The sequence below is a fragment of the Streptomyces sp. RB17 genome, assembly GCF_009604455.1.
In the GTDB taxonomy this organism is placed as follows: Bacteria; Actinomycetota; Actinomycetes; order Streptomycetales; family Streptomycetaceae; genus Streptomyces.
The window spans coordinates 1-17769 of sequence record NZ_WEGL01000026.1; the positions used below are offsets into that span (position 1 = coordinate 1).

General features: G+C 69.9%; 16 protein-coding genes and 3 pseudogenes. 5 read left to right on the forward strand and 14 right to left on the reverse strand.

Annotation, left to right across the window (positions count from 1 at the left end; genetic code table 11):
• Nucleotides 1–169: 169 nt before the first annotated feature.
• On the forward strand, nt 170–850 hold the full coding sequence (locus tag SRB17_RS43945; protein ID WP_323377586.1) for a nitroreductase family protein: 681 nt from the start codon (nt 170–172) through the stop codon (nt 848–850).
• Nucleotides 851–1177: 327 nt separating this feature from the next.
• On the opposite strand, the pseudogene SRB17_RS48780 reads toward SRB17_RS43945, so the two are convergent.
• Nucleotides 1178–1666: pseudogene (locus SRB17_RS48780) on the reverse strand (SAM-dependent methyltransferase); the annotation flags it as partial.
• A 16-nt stretch (nt 1667–1682) separates the two neighbouring features.
• Between SRB17_RS48780 and SRB17_RS48365 the strand changes: the two are divergent.
• The 3 genes and pseudogenes from SRB17_RS48365 to SRB17_RS43960 all read left to right on the forward strand — a co-directional run.
• A complete protein-coding gene (locus SRB17_RS48365) occupies nt 1683–3092 on the forward strand; it encodes a PAS domain-containing protein (RefSeq protein ID WP_323377587.1) in 1410 nt (469 codons plus the stop codon).
• Nucleotides 3093–3117: 25 nt separating this feature from the next.
• On the forward strand, nt 3118–3933 hold the full coding sequence (locus SRB17_RS48370) for an ATP-binding SpoIIE family protein phosphatase (protein ID WP_323377588.1): 816 nt from the start codon (nt 3118–3120) through the stop codon (nt 3931–3933).
• A 134-nt stretch (nt 3934–4067) separates the two neighbouring features.
• Nucleotides 4068–4262 (forward strand): annotated as a pseudogene (locus SRB17_RS43960) (helix-turn-helix domain-containing protein); the annotation flags it as partial.
• Here the strand turns inward: SRB17_RS43960 and SRB17_RS47310 are convergent.
• Nucleotides 4253–4510: pseudogene (locus SRB17_RS47310) on the reverse strand (IS21 family transposase); the annotation flags it as partial. The pseudogenes SRB17_RS43960 and SRB17_RS47310 sit on opposite strands and share 10 nt — an antisense overlap.
• A 212-nt stretch (nt 4511–4722) precedes the next feature.
• Complete coding sequence (locus tag SRB17_RS43965; RefSeq protein WP_153547656.1) at nt 4723–5646, reverse strand: oxidoreductase; 924 nt, start codon at nt 5644–5646, stop codon at nt 4723–4725.
• A 79-nt stretch (nt 5647–5725) separates the two neighbouring features.
• Here SRB17_RS43965 and SRB17_RS43970 point away from each other — a divergent pair, with 79 nt between their 5' ends.
• Nucleotides 5726–6319 carry a TetR/AcrR family transcriptional regulator gene (locus tag SRB17_RS43970; RefSeq protein WP_153547658.1) on the forward strand — a complete coding sequence of 198 codons (594 nt, stop codon included), beginning with the start codon at nt 5726–5728 and terminating at the stop codon, nt 6317–6319.
• A gap of 95 nt (nt 6320–6414) precedes the next feature.
• On the opposite strand, the gene mftF is transcribed toward SRB17_RS43970, so the two are convergent.
• The 11 genes from mftF to SRB17_RS44025 all read right to left on the reverse strand — a co-directional run bounded on the left by mftF (nt 6415) and on the right by SRB17_RS44025 (nt 17761).
• Nucleotides 6415–7839 (reverse strand): mycofactocin biosynthesis glycosyltransferase MftF, encoded by a 1425-nt coding sequence (gene mftF / locus SRB17_RS43975; RefSeq protein ID WP_323377589.1) that lies wholly within the window; start codon nt 7837–7839, stop codon nt 6415–6417.
• Nucleotides 7836–8612, reverse strand: coding sequence for a mycofactocin-coupled SDR family oxidoreductase (locus SRB17_RS43980; protein WP_323377590.1), 777 nt, complete (start codon nt 8610–8612; stop codon nt 7836–7838). The genes mftF and SRB17_RS43980 overlap by 4 nt, the downstream gene beginning before the upstream one ends.
• On the reverse strand, nt 8609–9286 hold the full coding sequence (mftE, locus tag SRB17_RS43985) for a mycofactocin biosynthesis peptidyl-dipeptidase MftE (protein WP_153547663.1): 678 nt from the start codon (nt 9284–9286) through the stop codon (nt 8609–8611). The genes SRB17_RS43980 and mftE overlap by 4 nt, the downstream gene beginning before the upstream one ends.
• Nucleotides 9283–10491, reverse strand: coding sequence for a pre-mycofactocin synthase MftD (mftD, locus tag SRB17_RS43990; RefSeq protein ID WP_153547665.1), 1209 nt, complete (start codon nt 10489–10491; stop codon nt 9283–9285). The genes mftE and mftD overlap by 4 nt, the downstream gene beginning before the upstream one ends.
• On the reverse strand, nt 10488–11708 hold the full coding sequence (mftC, locus tag SRB17_RS43995; RefSeq protein WP_153547667.1) for a mycofactocin radical SAM maturase: 1221 nt from the start codon (nt 11706–11708) through the stop codon (nt 10488–10490). Before mftC ends, mftD begins: the two co-directional genes overlap by 4 nt.
• Nucleotides 11705–11998, reverse strand: coding sequence for a mycofactocin biosynthesis chaperone MftB (gene mftB / locus SRB17_RS44000; protein ID WP_323377591.1), 294 nt, complete (start codon nt 11996–11998; stop codon nt 11705–11707). The genes mftC and mftB overlap by 4 nt, the downstream gene beginning before the upstream one ends.
• Complete coding sequence (gene mftA, locus SRB17_RS44005) at nt 11983–12078, reverse strand: mycofactocin precursor MftA (RefSeq protein ID WP_153547671.1); 96 nt, start codon at nt 12076–12078, stop codon at nt 11983–11985. Before mftA ends, mftB begins: the two co-directional genes overlap by 16 nt.
• Nucleotides 12079–12202: 124 nt before the next feature.
• A complete protein-coding gene (locus SRB17_RS44010) occupies nt 12203–13315 on the reverse strand; it encodes an NDMA-dependent alcohol dehydrogenase (RefSeq protein WP_153547673.1) in 1113 nt (370 codons plus the stop codon).
• 30 nt (nt 13316–13345) lie between these two features.
• Nucleotides 13346–14995, reverse strand: coding sequence for a flavin-containing monooxygenase (locus SRB17_RS44015; RefSeq protein WP_153547675.1), 1650 nt, complete (start codon nt 14993–14995; stop codon nt 13346–13348).
• Between the two features lie 44 nt (nt 14996–15039).
• Entirely contained in the window at nt 15040–16185 is a 1146-nt protein-coding gene (locus SRB17_RS44020) for an epoxide hydrolase family protein (RefSeq protein ID WP_153547677.1), read from the reverse strand.
• A gap of 85 nt (nt 16186–16270) precedes the next feature.
• A complete protein-coding gene (locus SRB17_RS44025) occupies nt 16271–17761 on the reverse strand; it encodes an aldehyde dehydrogenase family protein (RefSeq protein WP_323377592.1) in 1491 nt (496 codons plus the stop codon).
• Between the last annotated feature and the right edge of the window lie 8 nt (nt 17762–17769).

Genomic DNA, 17769 nt, shown 5'->3' on the forward strand with positions numbered 1-17769 from the left:
ACGGAGCCGCCCAGTCGCTCCAGATGGACCGCGACCCCGCCGTGGTGCGCGCCGCGCGTGACGCGGCGGCCGCCCTGCTCGACGCGGCGCTGTCACCCGTCGCACCGCACGCCTCGTAGCCACCACCGCGGCATCTTTGCCCACCTTGATATCGACCAGGAGTCACCCAGTGAACAGCAGCAGCTCCACCCACCAGACTCTCGGCCTCGGCGCCGACGAGGTCCTCACCACCACGCGCGCGGTGCGCAAGCGCCTCGATCTGACCCGGCCCGTTCCCCGGGAGTTGATCCAGGAAGCCGTGAAGATCGCCACCCAGGCACCGACCGGCCGCAACCAGCAGCAGTGGGACTTCATCTTCATCGACGACCCGGAGACGAAGGCGAAGGCAGCCGACATCTGGCGCGCCGGGCTCGTGGCAGGCGCTCCCGACGAGCACAGCTCCGCCCCGATGCCGACCCGGATGAGCTTCGCCTCCTCGGAGTGGGCACGGATCCGGGGCAGCCTCGGCCATCTGGTCCAGCATCTGCACGAGGTGCCGGTGCTGATGATCCCGGTGGTGCGGGTCGCGCGCCGCGCGGAGTTCAACTCGACCCGCGGACAGGCGCACAACTGGGGCTCGGTCATCCCCGCGACCTGGAGCTTCATGCTCGCCGCACGGGAACGCGGCCTGGGAACCGCGTGGACCGTCGCCCACCTCACCTACGAGCGCGAGATGGCCGACCTGCTCGGCATCCCGTTCAACAACACCGTCCAGGTCGCGCTGACCCCTATCGCCTACACCATCGGCACCGACTTCAAGCCGGCCCCGCGAGCCGACGACAGGAGTTTCAGCCACTGGAACCACTGGTAGCCGTTGGACGCCCTGAACGGCGGACATCCCCGGTGCAGCGGAAGCCGTCAAGGCCAACGACCACGCGCCGTCTCCCGCGACACCATTCCCTTCAGCCTCGCCGCGCCGCGACCAGCCCGGCCTGCCCGGCACCGTGGGAAATACCCGTTCGTCCAGCAGTCCGTACGCGGTAAGCGTCTTCGTCATCCGGTCCGCGTCGTAGGCGTTGCCGCCGTTGCGTACGGCGTGCCAGCCGGCGACGGCTTGGCGCAAGGGGTCGGGGGCCGCCGAGTTGGTGCCCACGACGATCCAGGCGCCCGGCTTCAGAGCCTTGATCAGCCGCGGCAGGGCGTGGGCCAGGGCAGCCTCCGCCAGGAAGGGTGTGGGCAGCCAGTCCATGTCGTAGGCGCCCTGCTCCGCCAGGTCCACCACGTCGGCGTGGCGCAGGGTGACGCGGTCGGCGGCCTCGGTGCCGACCGCGGCCAGTTCCTCGCGCGCCAGTCGCAGCACACGCTCCATGACGTCGATACCGACGACCTCGGTGTGAGGGAACGCCTCCGCCAGGGTCAGCGCCAGAGCGGCGATGCCGGTGCCGACGTCCAGAATGCGGCTGCCCGGTCCGTCCAGCCGCTCAGCGAGACCGGACAGGGCGGGGGACCACCGTGCCCGCGATGGCGCGGCCGGTGCCCGCGGACGCGCGGCCCTGGTTGCGCAGCACCTCGTCGTCCTGGTCCGCCCAGCCGCCGGTCTCGCCCCGCTCCCCGACACCAGGGCATCCGGTCGGCTCTCTCCGAAAGTGCTGGCGGCAGCACGTTCAGTGGGTGCTGTCCTCGCCACGGACGGCAGAGGTGCGGTGACTCAATGGAGCGCCGGTGCCAAGGCGCTGTGGGGATGGTCCCGGCAGGAAGCCGTCGGTCTGGAACTGGCGGATCTGTACACGGCCGACGGAGTACCTCGGCACAAAGACGGCCACACCTTCGACGCGCCGACGCAGATCACTGCGCTGACGGTAGAGGATCAGCGCGTTGGGTTCCTGGTGATGGCCGATGACGGGGCGGAGGAGCAGGCGCTGGACAACGCGCTGATGTCCTGGCTGTTCGATCAGTTCCCGCTCGCGATTTCGATTAATGACGGTGAGGCCCGTGTTCTGAGGTACAACGAAGCGATGTGCCGTCTCACGGGGCTGAGCGAGGAAAACGTCCGTGCACGGCTCCCGACTGAGGCGGTGCCGGGGGTTGCTGCCGCCGAAGATGTCCGGCGTGTGCGCCGCGTCGCCGCGACGGGCGAACCGGAGACGGCAGAGAGGTTCGTGAAAGTCCCGGGTGAGACGAAGGCCCATGCATGGGCCGCGGACTTCTTCCCGCTGCGGGACTCCGCCCGCCGAGTGCGCGCGGTGGGCTGTGCGGCATACGACTACTCACAGCAATACGGTTCGAGGGAGCGCCTGGCGCTGATGAGCGAGGCGCGAACCCGGATCGGTGAGAGCCTGGACGTCACGGGAACCACCCAGGAAGTGATCAAGGTTGCCGTACCACGCTTCGCGGACGCCGTCAGCATCCATCTGTGCGAGGTCATATTCCACGGAGATCTGCCCGCCCCCATCCTGTCCGGCCCCGTGGTGCTGCGCCGTGCGGACCCTCCTCCGGAGCAGGCCGGCGGGAAACCAGCCGCACCCGTCGAGACGGTGCATCCCGAGTCCTCACGCATCGCCCGGAGTCTGGCCGCTGACCGCGCCGAACTCCTCCGTGTCAAAGCCTCGGAGATTGACCGCTGGTTCGGTGACGCCTCTGGACCGGCGGCCGGCCTGCCCCGGGACGAGTCCCACTCGCTGATCGCCGTACCGATCCGTGCGCGCGGTCTCACCCTGGGCCTGGCCCTGTTCCTCCGCTACGCGCCGGCGCACGAGCCCTTTTCCGCCGACGATCTCACGGTCACCGAGGACCTGATCGCCCGTGCGGCGATCTGTCTGGACAACGCCCGCCGGTTCACCCGTGAGCACGGCATCGCAGAGGCGCTGCAGCGCACCCTTTTGCCGCATGGTTCGACCTCGCATTCGGCCGTGGAAACCACGGCGCGTTATCTGCCCGCGGGGGCCGGAGCGGAGGTAGGAGGGGATTGGTTCGACGTGATCCCCCTTCCTGGTGCCCGGGTCGGACTGGTCGTCGGCGACGTGGTGGGCCACGGCATCACCGCCTCCGCCGCCATGGGGCAGTTGCGTACGGCCGTGCGCCACGCTCGCCGACATCGAGCTCCCGCCGGATGAACTGCTCACCCACCTCGATGACGTGGTGACCCACGCGACGAATGAGACCTGCACCGATGAGCTGCCGGGCGCCGTCGGAGCCACGTGCCTTTATGTCGTGTACGACCCGGCCGCCCGGGTGTGCTCGATGGCCGCTGCCGGACACCCGCCTCCGGTCCTCGTGCGCCCCGGCGGCAAGGCCGAAGTGGTCGATCTCGCTGTCGGCCCACCCCTCGGTCTGGGAAGCCTGCCGTTCGAGGCGACCGAAGTCGCCGTCCCCGAGGGGAGCGTCCTCGCGCTCTTCACCGACGGGCTGATCGAATCCCGCGACCAGGACGTGGATGCGCGTCTTGATGAGCTCAAAGCGGTGCTGGGGCGCCCCGGCGCTTCGCTCGAGAGCATGTGTGACGCCGTGCTGGATACGCTTCACTCCCGCCCCACCAGCGATGACGTCGCTCTCCTCATGGCGCGCACCAGGGGCTTGGACGACGGCCAAGTCGCCGAATGGGAGCTGAACAGCGACCCCGCTGTCGTGGCAGTCACGCGGCGCCAGGTTGATGACCAGCTCAGTGCGTGGGGGCTGGAGGAGGCCACGTTCACGACGGAGCTGGTCGTGAGCGAACTGGTCACGAACGCGATCCGGTACGGCTCCGGCCCGATCCGACTGCGCTTGGTTAAGGACCGTTCGCTGATCTGTGAGGTCTCGGACGGCAGCACCACGGCCCCGCACCTGCGCCGCGCCCGGCTGCACGACGAGGGCGGCCGTGGACTGTTCCTGGTCGCCCGGCTGACCGAGCGATGGGGCACGCGGTACACGCCGACGGGCAAGATCATCTGGGCCGAACAGTCACTGGGCGCGTGAGATGGCATGGGAGTAACAGCTGCCGGGTCCGCCTCCGGACCGTACGAGTAAGCGCTTCCGACACTGGCAGGGACAGCAATCGCCGACCAGGCCAGCTCATACTGAAACCCATGTTTTAAGAGCCCGATCCCGCTGTGGACGTCGGTGTGGCCCTGGAGTGCGTTGCCGAGCTGAGCGAATTCCTGCGCGGCCGCCGTGCCCGACTCAAACCCAGTGACGTGGGGTGTGTCGACCACGGCCGCTATCGGCGGGTGCCCGGCCTGCGCCGTGAGGAGCTGGCCCAGCTGGTCGGCGTGTCTGTGGCCTACTACACGCGCCTGGAACAGGGATGTGTGATCCGCTCGGCGATGGCCGGCGTCGGCATTCTCGGCCACTGTTCACTGGCCCGGGATCTGGGGCTCGAAGGCGTCGGCCACCCGTCCACGCCGGGCCCGGTCGTACTTCGGTGGCCGGTCTGGGTTCAACGCGGCCCGCACTGTGTTCCGGGCCGCCCCCGGCTGCCGTGGGATCTCCTTGATGGGCACGTCCTCTGCCGATGCAGCCGACGTATCCCCGCCCCGTCCTTCGCCTTCTGCACCCTCTTGTATTGAGCAGGCAATCCCAATCCGGGAGCCACGTGATCAGCGAGTTCGAGAGCCGCCTCGCGAAATTCAACGGAGCTCCCGGATGTTGCGGTGGGTGTACGGTCCGGCCATAGGCCAACTGCTCCGGCTGGCCGAGCCTCCGTGCCACCGAGGGCAGCCACGAGTCCCGTCGCAGGATCGCCGACTCGGTGGGCCGGCCACGGCTTCAGGCTTGAACTGCCGCAGTCGGCTCCGGGAAGGTGACGCCGGTCAGCTCTTCGGAGACGGTCCACAGACGGCGGGCGGTGGCCGGGTCGCTGGCCGCTGCCGAACGGCCGACGAGGGTCGGGGCGCCGCGGGTCTCGAACATGCCGTCGGGGCCGATGTAACTCGCGCCGGGAAGGTCCTGGACGGCGGCGTAGAGGGTGGGGAGTGCGCCGGCCTCGCCGTCCTGGGCGATCAGTTTGTTGACGAGACGGTAGAAGAGGGTTCGCAGGAGGCTGGCGTCGTGGCTCTGGAGGTTGGTGGCGGCCAGGCCGGGGTGCGCGGCGAGGGCGCGGACGGGCGAGCCGGCGGCGCTGAGTCGTCGCTGGAGTTCCAGGGTGAAGAGCAGGGTGGCGAGCTTGGACTGGCTGTAGGCGGTCAGCGGGTTGTACTCGCCGCTCAGGTTGAGGTTGTCGAAGTGGATGCGGGGGCTGCCCGGGGCCTTGTGCGCTCCCGACGACAGGGATACCACGCGGTCGGTGATGTGCGGCAGCAACAGGTTGGTCAGGGCGAAGTGGCCCAGGTGGTTGGTGCCGAACTGGGTCTCGAAGCCGTCCTTGGTGCGGCCCTCGGGGACGTTCATGATGCCGGCGTTGTTGATGAGCAGGTCCAGGTCGCCGTGCCAGGCGGCGGCGAACTCGTGTACGGAGGCGAGGTCGGACAGGTCGAGCCGGCGGACCTCCACGCTGCCGTTCACCGTCGCGGCTGCGGCTTCGCCGCGCTTGGTGTCGCGTACGGCGAAGACGACGTGGGCGCCCGCGGCGGCCAGGGCCGTGGCGGTGGCGAGGCCGAGGCCGCTGTTGGCGCCGGTGACGACGGCGGTGCGGCCCCTCTGGTCGGGGATGTCGGTGGTGTTCCAGGACTGGGTGTGCGTGTTCTTTGCCATGACCCCAATGTAAGCACCGATCACAATGTAGTCAACATTTACAATGTGTGCTTCGCCTACATTCGGCTAGGCTGAGGGTATGACGAACCGCCCCTACCACCATGGAGACCTCCCCGCCGCGCTGCTCACGCGAGCCGAGACGACACTGCGCGAGCGGGGGGCATCCGCGCTGTCCCTGCGCGAACTGGCCCGCGAGATCGGGGTGAGCCCCGCCGCGCCCAGTCGCCACTTCAAGTCCAAGCAGGCACTGCTGGACGCCCTGGCGCTGACCGGCTTCGAGCGGTTCGCCGAGGCCATCGCAGCCTCGCAGGAAGGCGCTGCTGAGACGTTCGCCGACCGCCTGGACAGCGCGGCCCGCGCCTACGTGGGCTTCGCCGTGGACAACGCCGCACTGCTCGACCTGATGTTCTCGGTCAAGCACAGCCCGGAGGCGTCAGAGGCACTCGGGGCGACGGCTCACCGATGGTCCGATCAACTCCTGGACCTGATCGGCTACGGGCAGAGCCGGGGTGAAGTGCGCGAGGGACCACTCGAACGGATTGCCCTGCCGGTTTTCGCGGCGCTGCACGGCTACGCGGGCCTGGCGGTGAGCGGCGTCCTGCCGCCGGAGGCGACTGAGCACGGCTTGGACGACCTGATCGCGTCCGTCCTGCGCGGCTGCGCGCCGCAGTAGAGCCGCGCAGGAGGACCAGAGGGGTCAACATTCAAGAAGGGCGAGCGCTGCGGGCGTTGCCGTGACAAGGGGAACCAGGAGTGGAGAGGTGAGCGTCAGGGGGAAACGCCGTTGCTGGAAGCGGCCGCGTTTTTGCGGGGGATGCGCGGCATGAGAGACCGGGGTGAGCGGCTGTGCAGCGCTCCCACCCAGAGGCCGGCGCCGTATGCCAGGTTGTCGAGCTGACGGGCGAGCAGCCAGGACGGCGGGATCGGCCGGCGGAGTTCGCAAGCCTGCACGGCGACATCGACCAGGAGTCCGGCCAGCACGGCACGCCGCACCGGCTTGCTCACCAGTGCGAGCGCGGCGGCCGCCGGCCAGCTGTGGCGGACCAGCAACGCCGACTCCTGCCGCACCGCCCAGCCGAGGCCGCGGGCAGCGAGCCGGGTGGCCAGGCCAGCACGGCCCGGGATGTCCGGAAGGACGTGCTTCAGGCGCACTTGGCTGAAGATGAGGCAGGCCGCGGCGACGGGCCAGGACCACCGACGGTGCAGGAGTACCGCCGCCGCGCCCACCGCGGCCACCGGTGGGATGACGGCCGGCGCGACGGCGGTGCCGTGGCGGGCCGCCAGGCCGGCACTGCCGGTGCCGTAGACGAACTTGCGCCCGAGCCACGACCCTATCGTCGGCCGGGCGTCGTGGTGGGCGGTCTCCTGGGGTTCGTAGCGGACGACGTGCCCGCGGGCGACCAGCCGCCACACCAGGTCGACGTCTTCACCGACCCGCATGGCCGGGTCGAAACCCGCGCCGAGGTGCGCGACCCGGCCGACGACGCAGGCGCTCGGCAGCCAGCCGACCGCGGCTCCCGGGCGTACCGAGCACGGTGTGGTGCCGAGCGCGAGCGAGGAGGCCTGCTCGTCGTACCGCTCGAACCAGCGCGGACGCGACGACCGCGCCCGGCTCTGCACCAGCGGGCCGGCCAGGGCGACCGCGGGATCGGCGAAGTGCCTTGCGAGGCGGCCCAGTGTGGCGGCGTCGACGCGGACATCGGAGTCGACGAACGCGACGAACTGCGTGTGCACATGCCGCAGGCCTGCGTTGCGCGCGCCGGCGGGACCGACGTTCTCCACGAGGGTGACCAGCCGGGCGCCGTGCCGAGCGGCGACGGCCGCGACCGGAGCGGGGTCGCGAGAGGCGTCGTCGACGACGATGCAGGGCAGCGGGTGCACCGCTGCCAGCGCGTGGTCGAGCTGGTCCGGTCGGTCACGGACCGGTATGACCACCGTGATGTCCGCCGGCCCGGGTCCGGCGAGGTCGGGATCGGCGAGATTCGTGTCCAACAACCGTTCGGCGACGGCGCGTCCGGTCGCGTTCTTCACTTCGAGTCGATCGCCCTCGAAGAGTTCCCAGGCGCGGGCGCTGAGCCGGACGACGCGCAGCGGGGAACCACCGACCAGCACTCCCTTCTCCCCGCGGCGTTCGACGTCGGCCCTGATGCGGATCGTGAACCCGTCCGGCAGCCGGCGGCCTCGGGGCGTCACGACGGGTACCCGCCGTCGGCGTGGACGACGCTTCCGTTGAGCACGGCACCAGCCGGTGAGCAGCAGAACGCGATGCATGCGGCCATCTCTTCCGGTGTGATCGCGCGACGGATGCCTTGGTGTGCCACGAGGTCTGCCGTGTCGGCGTCGTCGTAGAGATCCGCGGTGCGGCGCAGCATGGCGGTGTCCGTCGCTCCCGGTGCGACGGCGACGGCGGTGACGCCGGAGCCCACCAGGTCCGCCGCCAGCCCGCGCACCGTGCCGACGACCGCGTGCTTGACCGCGTTGTACGCCGCCAGGTGGAACATGCCGTGCCGGCCGGCCGCCGAGGCGATCGCGACGAACCGGCACCCCGAAGGCTCCGGACCGCAGAGCATCGCCGGAACGGTGGCAGCGGCGGTGTTCCAGACGCCCACCGCGTCGATCTCCCAAAGCAGCGCGAGTTCGTCGGCCGGCGTTTCCCACAGCGGGAGCCCGCCGGCTACGACAGCGGCCGCGGCCACGGCCACGTCGAGTCGGCCCCAGCGAGCGGTGGCTGTGGCGACGGCGCCTGTCATCGCCTCGCGGTCGCGGACGTCGGCCACGTATGCCTCGACGTCCGGATACGGTGCGGCGACCGCGTCGAGCTCGGCCCGCTCGGGCATCGGGTACGGCGCCGCCGCGGGCCCGGCGCACCAGTCGACGGCGAGGACCGCGTAACCGTCTTCGGCGAGGTGGCGGACGGTGGCCGCGCCGATCCCGCGGGCGGCTCCCGTGACCAGGGCGACCCTCACGTGGACGTCCCGAGCGCCGCTGCCACCTTGCCTGCCATGTGTTCCAGCATGTGTTTCCCCTCTGCGGCGGAGGCGCCCGAAGGGTCACCGAGGACCCCGTTGGCCGACACCGCGCCGACGCCACCGGCTCGCAGCTGCGGCATCAGTTCGCGCAAAGAAGCCGTGTTGCCGGCCTCAGCTCGTTCGAGCCGGACTCCTTCCGGGCGCAGGTGCAGCATCAGGGACGTCTCGGTGCGGCCCGCGTGGAGATCCGGCCGATCGGCCGCGCAGGCGACCCACGCGACGTCGTGCCCCTCGGCTGTGAGCTGCCCGACCGCGGCCTCGAGTGCCTGCAGGTTGCCTCCGTGACCGTTCACGTAGACCACGCGGGCCGCCCAGGTGCGCACCGAGCGCGTGAGCTCGACCAGGACCGTGCGGAGCGCGTCGGTACCGATCGAGCTGGTGCCGGTGAACGTCTGGTGTTCACCGCTCGCGCCGTAGGAGATCGGCGGCGCGACCACGACCTCGGCGCGATCGGCCAGTTCCGCGGCCCGGCGGGCGACCGCGTCGGCGATGACGGTGTCGGTGTCCAGCGGCAGGTGCGGGCCGTGCTGCTCGACGGAGCCCACGGGCACCAGCACCACCGCGGCCGGCGGCACCGTGGCCGTGGTGCCGTCCGCGAGCACGTGGCTCATCGCGCGCCGAGTGCGCGGTCGAACCCCTCGCGCACCAAGAGCAGTTCGGGGTTGAGCTCGTCGATCGACGAGACACCCATGCCCAGCAACGTGGAGTCGATCCCGCTGCGCAGGACGTCGAGGACGTTTTCCACGCCGGCCTGGCCGTTCGCGGCGAGACCCCACAGGTAGGCCCGGCCGATCATCACCGCGCGCGCCCCCAGGGCCAGGGCCTTGACGACGTCCGAGCCGCGCCGGATCCCGCCGTCCATGACGACCTCGATCTGGCTGCCGACCGCTTCGGCGATCGGGCGGACCATGCGGATCGCGGCGGGTGTCCCGTCGAGGTTGTTTCCACCGTGGTTGGACACCGAGATCGCGGCGACACCGGCGTCCACCGCGCGACGGGCGTCGTCGATCCGGCTGACGCCCTTGAGCATGAAGGGCTGCCCGCTGAGCTGCTGCCAGGTCTCCCGCATCCAGGCGACGTCGGCCCAGCTGGGTGGCGGGGTCGTCATCCACTCGTAGTAGGCGCCGAAGAACGTCGGGGCGTCACCGTCCGGCGGAGCGAGGTTCGGCGCGGTGAGGTCCGGGAGCTGACCGGTGCGGGCGAACTGCCACAGCCAGCGCGGCTTCGTGGCGACCTTCGGAGCCAGCCGGACCATGGTCTTGAGGTCGACCTTCTCGGGGATCTCCGGGCTGCCCCAGTCGCGCCCCACGGAGAACGACCAGTCGAGGGTGGCGATCAGGCCGAGGGCGCCCGCGTCCGCCGCGCGCTGCATGCGCTGAACCATGACGTCGCGGTCGCCCGTCCAGTACATCTGGAAGAAGGTGGGGGCGCCGGTGGCGGTGACCTCTTCGACCGAGCGGCTGGCGAAGTTCGACAGCCCCATCACCGTGCCCCGCGCGGCGGCGGCCCGGGCCACGGCGACTTCGCCGTCGGGGTGGACGGCCTGGACGCCGGTCGGGCTGATCAGCACCGGCAGAGAGACGTCCTGGCCCATGACCGACGTTTGCATCGACCGCTTCGCGTGCTGGCCGGCGACGACCGGGGACAGCCCGATTTCGGCGAACGCGGCCTGGTTGTCCGCCACGCTCTGCCCGCGTTCGGAGCCCGCGACCAGGGCGCCGTACACCGGCGCAGGCAGCCGCTTGCGGGCCCGCTGCTGGGCGACCGCGACCGACTCGAACCAGGGGTTCTGCTTCCACGGGTTTTCGATCTTCATCGGCTTTCCTGTTCGCGAGCCGGGTCGAAACCGGCGAGCGGGCTTTCGGCGCAGGCCGACACCGGGGGCCGGGTGAGCAGCTTCAGCATCACCGGCTGGTTCCTGGTCGGGTTCGCCTTGGAGTGGTTCTGGCTGGGCGACGGAACCGTGCGATCGCCCGCAAGAGCGGATTGCCCGTAGCCCTGGACGCATTCCGGATCCGGGCCGTCGAGCGGCAGTCCGGTGAAGAACTTCGCGGCCATGCAGCCGCCGCGGCAGGAGTCGAAGAACTGGCATTTCGCGCAGGCGCCGCCGGTCTGGGGGGAGCGAAGGTCGGCGAAGAGCTCGGATTCGCGCCACACGCGCTGGAACCCGCCCTCGTCAAGGAGGTTGCCCGCGAGGAACTCGTCGTGGATGGCGAAGGGGCACGCGTAGACGTCGCCGACGGGGTCGATCAGGCAGACGACGCGACCGGCCCCGCACAGGTTCAGGCCCGGCAGGGCCTGCCCGAATGCCGCGAGGTGGAAGAACGAATCGCCGGTCAGCACGTCCTCGCCGTGGGCCAGCAGCCAGTCGTACAGCTCGCGTTGCTGCTCCGGCAACGGGTGCAGTTCGTCCCATACGTCCGCTCCCCGGCCCGACGGGCGCAGCCGGGTCAGGCGCAGTGTCGCGCCGAAGCGGTCGGCCAGGGCCTTGAACTCGTCGAGCTGCCCGATGTTCTGCCGCGTGCAGACGACGGAGATCTTGGCGTCGCGAAACCCCGCGTCCTTGAGGTTCTGCAGTGCCGTCAGTGCTGTGTCGTACGAACCCGGGCCACGGACGTAGTCGTTCACCTCGGCGGTTGCACCATCCAGGGAGATCTGGACGTCCACGTAGTCCGTCGAGGCGAGGAACCGTGCCCGGTCCGGGGTGATCCGGACCCCGTTGGTGGAGAACTTCACGCCCACCTGGTGATCCACGGCGTACTCCAGCAGATGCCAGAAGTCCGGCCGGATCGTCGGCTCGCCGCCGCCGATGTTCACGTAGAAGACCTGCATCCGCTGCAACTCGTCGATCACGGCCTCGCACTGCTCGGTCGTCAGCTCCCGCGGATCACGCCGACCGCTGCTGGACAAGCAGTGCGCGCACTCCAGGTTGCAGGCGTAGGTCAGCTCCCAGGTCAGGCAGATCGGCGCGTCCAGGCCGTACTCGAACTGCTGGACCAGCGAACCGACGGGCGCACGCTCGATGGTGGTCATACCGATTCCTTCCTGGGCCGGATCATGTCGCTCGCCGCCAGGCCCCGCAGGGCGGCGGCGTAAGCCGCGTGCTGGGAAGCCGGGACACCCGCGGCGTCGAGCGCCGAACGGACGTCCGGCTGGTCGCCGAGCGCCCGCACGACCGCGACCAGCTCGGGCCGCTTGAGGAACGTCAGTTTGCGGTTGCCGAAGTGGTACGCGAGCGCGCCGAAGCGCTCGGGTCGCAGGGCGACCGACGGCGAGAGCGTCCACGGCTCTCCCAGCAGCGGGTCCATCAGTACACGCCGCACATGCCGTCGATCGAGACCTCCTCGATGAGCTCGTCCACGACCGGCTCTTCCTGGTGCTGGTCCTCGGATTCCACTTCCATGGCTCCTCCTTGTTCTCGGTTTCGAGTTCACATTGGGGGTCAGCAAGAACGGGTCCGCCCCCGTAACGCTGGGGCGCGCCGGCCTGAACGCCGCGGCGATGTGCGGCCCACGGCCGTGATGCCGTCAGAAGTTGACGACGCCCCGGATGATGCGGCCCTCGCGCATGTCACGGTAGGCCTCGTTGATCTGCTCGATCGTGTAGCGCTTGGTCACCAGCTCATCGAGTTTCAGGATGCCGTCGGCGTACAGGTCCAGCAGCGCCGGAATGGTCTTGCGGGGCGAGGTCATGCCGTACAGGACGCCTTGGATGCGCTTTTGGAACATCGACAGCTCGAACAGGTTGATCGGGACCCCCGTCTCGGTCAGCGAGCCCTGGGCGGTGACCGCGACGATGCCGGCCTTGCGGATGGCGCCGAAGGCCTCGTTGATGCGGTCACCGTGGATGAGGCTGGTCGTCACGATGGCGGAGTCCGCGCCCTGGCCCTGCGTGATGCTGCGAGCGAAGTCGGCCGCCTCCTCGATGGTGGCGAAGGCCTCGGTGGCGCCGAACTCCAGCGCGGAGGTGCGCTTGAACTCGACCGGATCCACCGCGATGACGTGAGAAGCGCCTATGTTGGCCGCCCCCTGCACGGCGTTCATGCCCACGCCGCCCACGCCCATGACGATGACTACGTGGCCGGGTCGGACCTCGGCTGCGTTGACGGCCGAACCCCAGCCGGTGGGTACGCCGCAGGCCACCAGGCAGGCCACGTCGAGGGGGATGTCCTTGCGTACCTTGACCAGCGACATCTGGTCGTAGACCTGCCACTCGGAGAACGTGCCGAGCATGGCCATGGTGCCGATGTCCTTGCCATCGAGATGCATCCGGTACGTGCCGTCCATCTGGCCGCCGTTCATGATGTACATGCCGTTGTCGCACAGCTGCTGCAGGTTGCCGGCGCACCACTTGCACTTGCCGCACGACGGGACGAACGACGTGACCACGTGGTCTCCGACTTCGAAGCCGTAGACGCCGGGACCGACCTCCTCGACGACCCCCGCGCCCTCGTGGCCCCCGCACACCGGGAAGGCGCCGAACGTGGAGTCCCCGGTGGCCAGGTGGTCGTCGGAGTGGCAGAGCCCGGTGGCCGTCATCTTGACCAGGATCTCGCCGGCTCCGGGGGCGTCCACGTCCACTGTGGAGACCTTCCACTCACCGGGCTGCTCCCAGAGCAGTGCCGCCTTGGACTTCTTCATTGAAACTCCTTGGTTTGGTGGTCCCGGTCATCAGCGGGAGAGGATGAACCCGGTCGTGAAGTCGGTTTCCGCGATCTCCCGCAGCAGGGTGTTGAACTCCGGCAGCGGTATGCTCGCGGCGAGGAACTGCCGTTTGTGCCCCGCCACGTTCGTCCCGTAGGCGTAGCTGCTCACCTCGGAGCGGGCACCGACCCCCGTCCGGCCGTCCTGTTCGATCCGGCGGCCCCACTCCTGCGCGGCCACCGGATCGGCCTCGAGACGGGCGTAGCCGCCCTCGACGAGCCGCTGCGTGGTGTCGGCGATCCACTCGCCGGCGACCTCGAAGGCGATGGGACAGTTGCCGCTCGCGGCACGCCCGTTCGGGCCGCCCACGAGGAACAGGTTCGGGAAACCGGGGGCCATCAGGCCGAGGTAGGTGACGACCTTGTCGTCCCACACCTCCTTGAGCTTCACGCCGCCCGCACCGATGATGTCGATCCGCTTGAAGGCTCCGGTGTGGACCTCGAAGCCGGTCGCGTAGACGATGACGTCGACGTCGAGCCGGCCGTCCCGCAACCGGATCCCCGTCGGCGTGATCGCCTCGATGGGGTTGTCCTGGACGAAGAACGCATCCACGTTGTCCTGGTTGAAGACCTCGTAGTAGTTGTCCATGTCGTAGTCGGCGGGCTTGGCCATCACCGCGTGCTTCGGCATGAGTTTCTCCGCCAGCTCCGCGTCGTGGATCCGCGGCCGGGACTTCTCGAGGATGAAGTCCGCGTACGTCTTGTTGGGCCCGTCCTCCAGCAGGATGTCGTGGGGCAGCCCGAAGACCTTGGCCCAGCCCGGCTCCTGCCACCGCTTCTCGTAGTGGGCCCGCAGTTCCTCGGGGGTGTAGTCGGTGGTCGGCTTCGGTTCGGGGGACCAGGTGAAACCCAGCACGGTGGAGGAGATGCGGTCGTGGATCTCGTTCGCGCGGGCGCGCAGGTCCGCCGACTCCGCCGCGTCGAGGGGGCGGTTGCGCAGGGGCAGAACGTAGTTGGGGGTACGGATCAGGACCGACAGGTGCGCGGCGTCCTTGGCGATCTGCGGGATGACCTGCACACCGCTGGCTCCCGTCCCGATCACCGCCACCCTCTTGCCGCGGAAGTCGACGCCCTCGTGCGGCCAGCGGGAGGTGTGGTGGGCCTCCCCCTCGAACGAGTCCAGACCCGGCACATCGGGGTAGATCGGGGCCGAGAGCATTCCGACGGTCGCGACGACGACCCGGGCGCGGACGGTGTCCCCCTGGTCGGTTCGCACCTGCCACTCGTCGGCGGACTCGTCGAAGGTCAGCGCCTCCACCCGCGTGTCGAAGAGGATGTCCTTGCGGAGGTCGTACTTGTCGGCGACGTGGTTGTAGTACCGCTCCAGCTCCGGCTGCCCGGCGAACACCTCACTCCACTGCCACTCCTCGAGCAGCTCCTCGGACCAGAAGTACTGGTAGGTGTAGGACTCGGAGTGCAGCCGGCAGCCTGGGTACCGGTTCCAGTACCAGGTACCACCGACTCCGCCCCCCGCCTCGATGGCCAGGACGCGCAGCCCCTTCTCGCGGAGAAGGTGCAGCTCGTACAGCCCGGACGGGCCGGCGCCGATGACGACGGCGTCGTAGCGGTCGATCCCCTGGTGCAGCGGGTTCGTCTTCGCGGTCAGTGCTGAGACCATGTTCTCTCCTGTGGCATCGGTTCGCGCGACGGTGCGCGCCGGCTCTAGCGGGTGAGGTGGGCGAAGAAGCGGCGGACGTCTGCGACGAGTGCGCCGGGCTGTTCCAGGGCAGCGAAGTGGCCGCCGTGTTCGAAGTGCGTGAGCTGCCTGATGTCGAAGCGCGCCTGGTACCAGGAGTCCGGGGCGAGCGCGATGGTCGCCATCTCGGCGGGGAACCGGGCGAAGGCCACCGGCACGGTCACGGGGTTGACCACGTCGGGGTCGGCCAGGCCGAAGTTCTCGTAGTAGAACGAGGCGGCGCTGGCGGCGCTGTTGGGCGCCCAGTAGAACATCAGGTTCGTGATGAGGTCGTCGAGCGGGTAGGCGTCGAGGACCGACTTGGTCCCCAGGTCGGACCAGGCGTGGAACTTCTCCAGGATCCAGGCGGCCAGGCCGGCCGGGGAGTCGGTCTGGCCGACGGCCAGGCTCATCGGCCGGGAGGACTGGACCGAGCCGTAGGCACCCTCCCACTTCTGGAACTCCTGGGCCGCGGCACCCCACTGTTCTACGTCGGCGGGGTCGGCGTCGGCCGGCGGCATGACGAGGGCCAGGTTCAGGTGCAGTCCGACGACGTGCTCGGGGTGGCGGACTCCCAGGGCCGTGGCGATGAGCCCGCCCCAGTCCCCGCCCTGGGCGCCGTAGGTGGAGTAGCCGAGCTCCTCGGTCATGAGGTGGTCGAACGCGTCGGCCACCCGGTCGGTGTTCCACCCCTCTTCGGCGGGCTTGCCCCCGAACCCGTAGCCGGGGATGGACGGGATGACCACGTCGAAGGACGGCGCCTCGGGAGCACCGTGGGCGGCCGGGTCCGTGAGCGCGCCGACGAGCCCCAGGAACTCGACCGGGGAGCCGGGCCACCCGTGCACGAGCAGCAGCGGGGTGGGGTCCGGGCCGGTGCCGCGGATGTGGAAGAAGTGAATGTCCACCCCGTCGACCTCTGCCAGGAACTGCGGGAACCCGTTCAGGCGTCGCTCCTGGGCCCGCCAGTCGTACCCGTCACGCCAGTGGTCCAGCACCGTCCGCAGGGTGCCCAGGTCGACCCCGCGCGACCACGGCGCTCCGGGCAGAGGGGCTGGGAGCCGCGTTCGGGCCAGCCGGTCGCGGAGGTCGTTCAGCACGTCATCGCTGACGGAGATCGTGTAGGGGGTGCTCATGGCTGACTCCTTTGTCGGTCATGGTCGGGGGCGGCACCCGCCCGGGCCCGGCCCGGGTCGGGGTGCCGAGGACGCGTCCGGCAGGTCAGCCGGCGGCCACGCTCCAGCTGATGGACTTGGTCTCCAGGTAGCCGTCCAGGCCGGCGTCGCCGTTCTCCTTGCCGAGGCCGCTGTTCTTGTAGCCGCCGTAGGGCATCCGCAGCGTGGCGGCACCGCCGCCGCCGTTGATGGACACGTTGCCGGTGCGCAGACGCCGGGCGATGCTCAGCGCGCGGGCCGGGTCCTTGGCCCGGACGGCGCCGCCCAGACCGAAGTCGGAGTCGTTGGCGATGCGGACGGCGTCGTCGTCGGTGTCGAAGGGGATCACGACGTTGACCGGGCCGAAGAACTCGTTCTGGGCAATGGTCATGGAGTTGTCCACGTCGACGAAGACGGCGGGCTGGACGAAGAATCCGCGGTCGCTGCCTGCGGGCCGTCCGCCGCCGACGGCGATGGTGGCGCCCTCGTCCAGGCCGGTCTGGATGAGCGACTCCACCCGCTCGCGCTGCTGGGCGGAGATGAGCGGCCCCATGGTGCTGCGGGGGTCGCGTGGGTCCCCGGTGACGACTTCCTCCATCCGGGCCTTGAGCAGCTTGACCAGCTCCTGCAGGCGCGAGCGGTGCACCAGCGTGCGGGTGAGGAAGACACAGCCCTGGCCGGCGTGGGTAGTGGTGTGGAACAGGATGTCCTCGACAGCCGGCGCGAGGTCGGCGTCGTCGCAGATGATGTGGGCGGACTTGCCGCCGAGCTCGAGGACGACCCGCTTCAGGGACCGCGCCGCCTGCTCGTAGACGGCCTTGCCGACCGGGACGGAGCCGGTGAAGCTGACCATGTCGACGCCGGGATGAGTGGTCAGTTCCTCGGAGATCTCCCGGTCGCCGGTGACGACGTTCACCACACCCGCGGGCAGGCCCGCCTCCTCGGCGATCTCGGCCCAGACCAGACCCTGCAGCGGGGTGGTCGGCGCGGGCTTGAGGACGACGGTGCACCCGGCCGCCAGCGCCGGGGCGAGCTTCTGCGCAGCGATGAAGAGCGGGAAGTTGTAGGCGGTGATCAGGCTGGCCACGCCGATCGGCTCACGGACAATGATCCCCTGCCCCACCCCGTGGCCTGCCACGGCCGCGGCCGGGCGTTCCCAGGCGAAGGTGGGCATGATCCGCTCGACCATGTCGCGCCACAACTCGAGGGCGAGGCCGACCTGCATGTCCGAGGCGGTGGAGGGGATGGAGCCGGTCTCCTGGATGTTCAGCTCGACGAGCTCGGCGAACCGGCGCTGCATGATCTCGTACATCCGGACGAGGTGGGCACGACGTTCCTCGACCGACAGACGGGGCCACGGCCCGTTGTCGAAGGCGCGCCGCGCGGCCTGGACGGCCTGGTCGGCGTCCTCACGGGAGCCTTCCGGGACCAGTGCGAGCTTCTCTTCCGTCGCCGGGTTGATCGACCACATCGTGGTCGTCGACCGTGAGCTCACCCAGGACCCGTCGATGTAGAGCTTCTTGACCCCGCTGGCGGTGGTGGTGTCGGTCTGTGTCACGAAGTGCC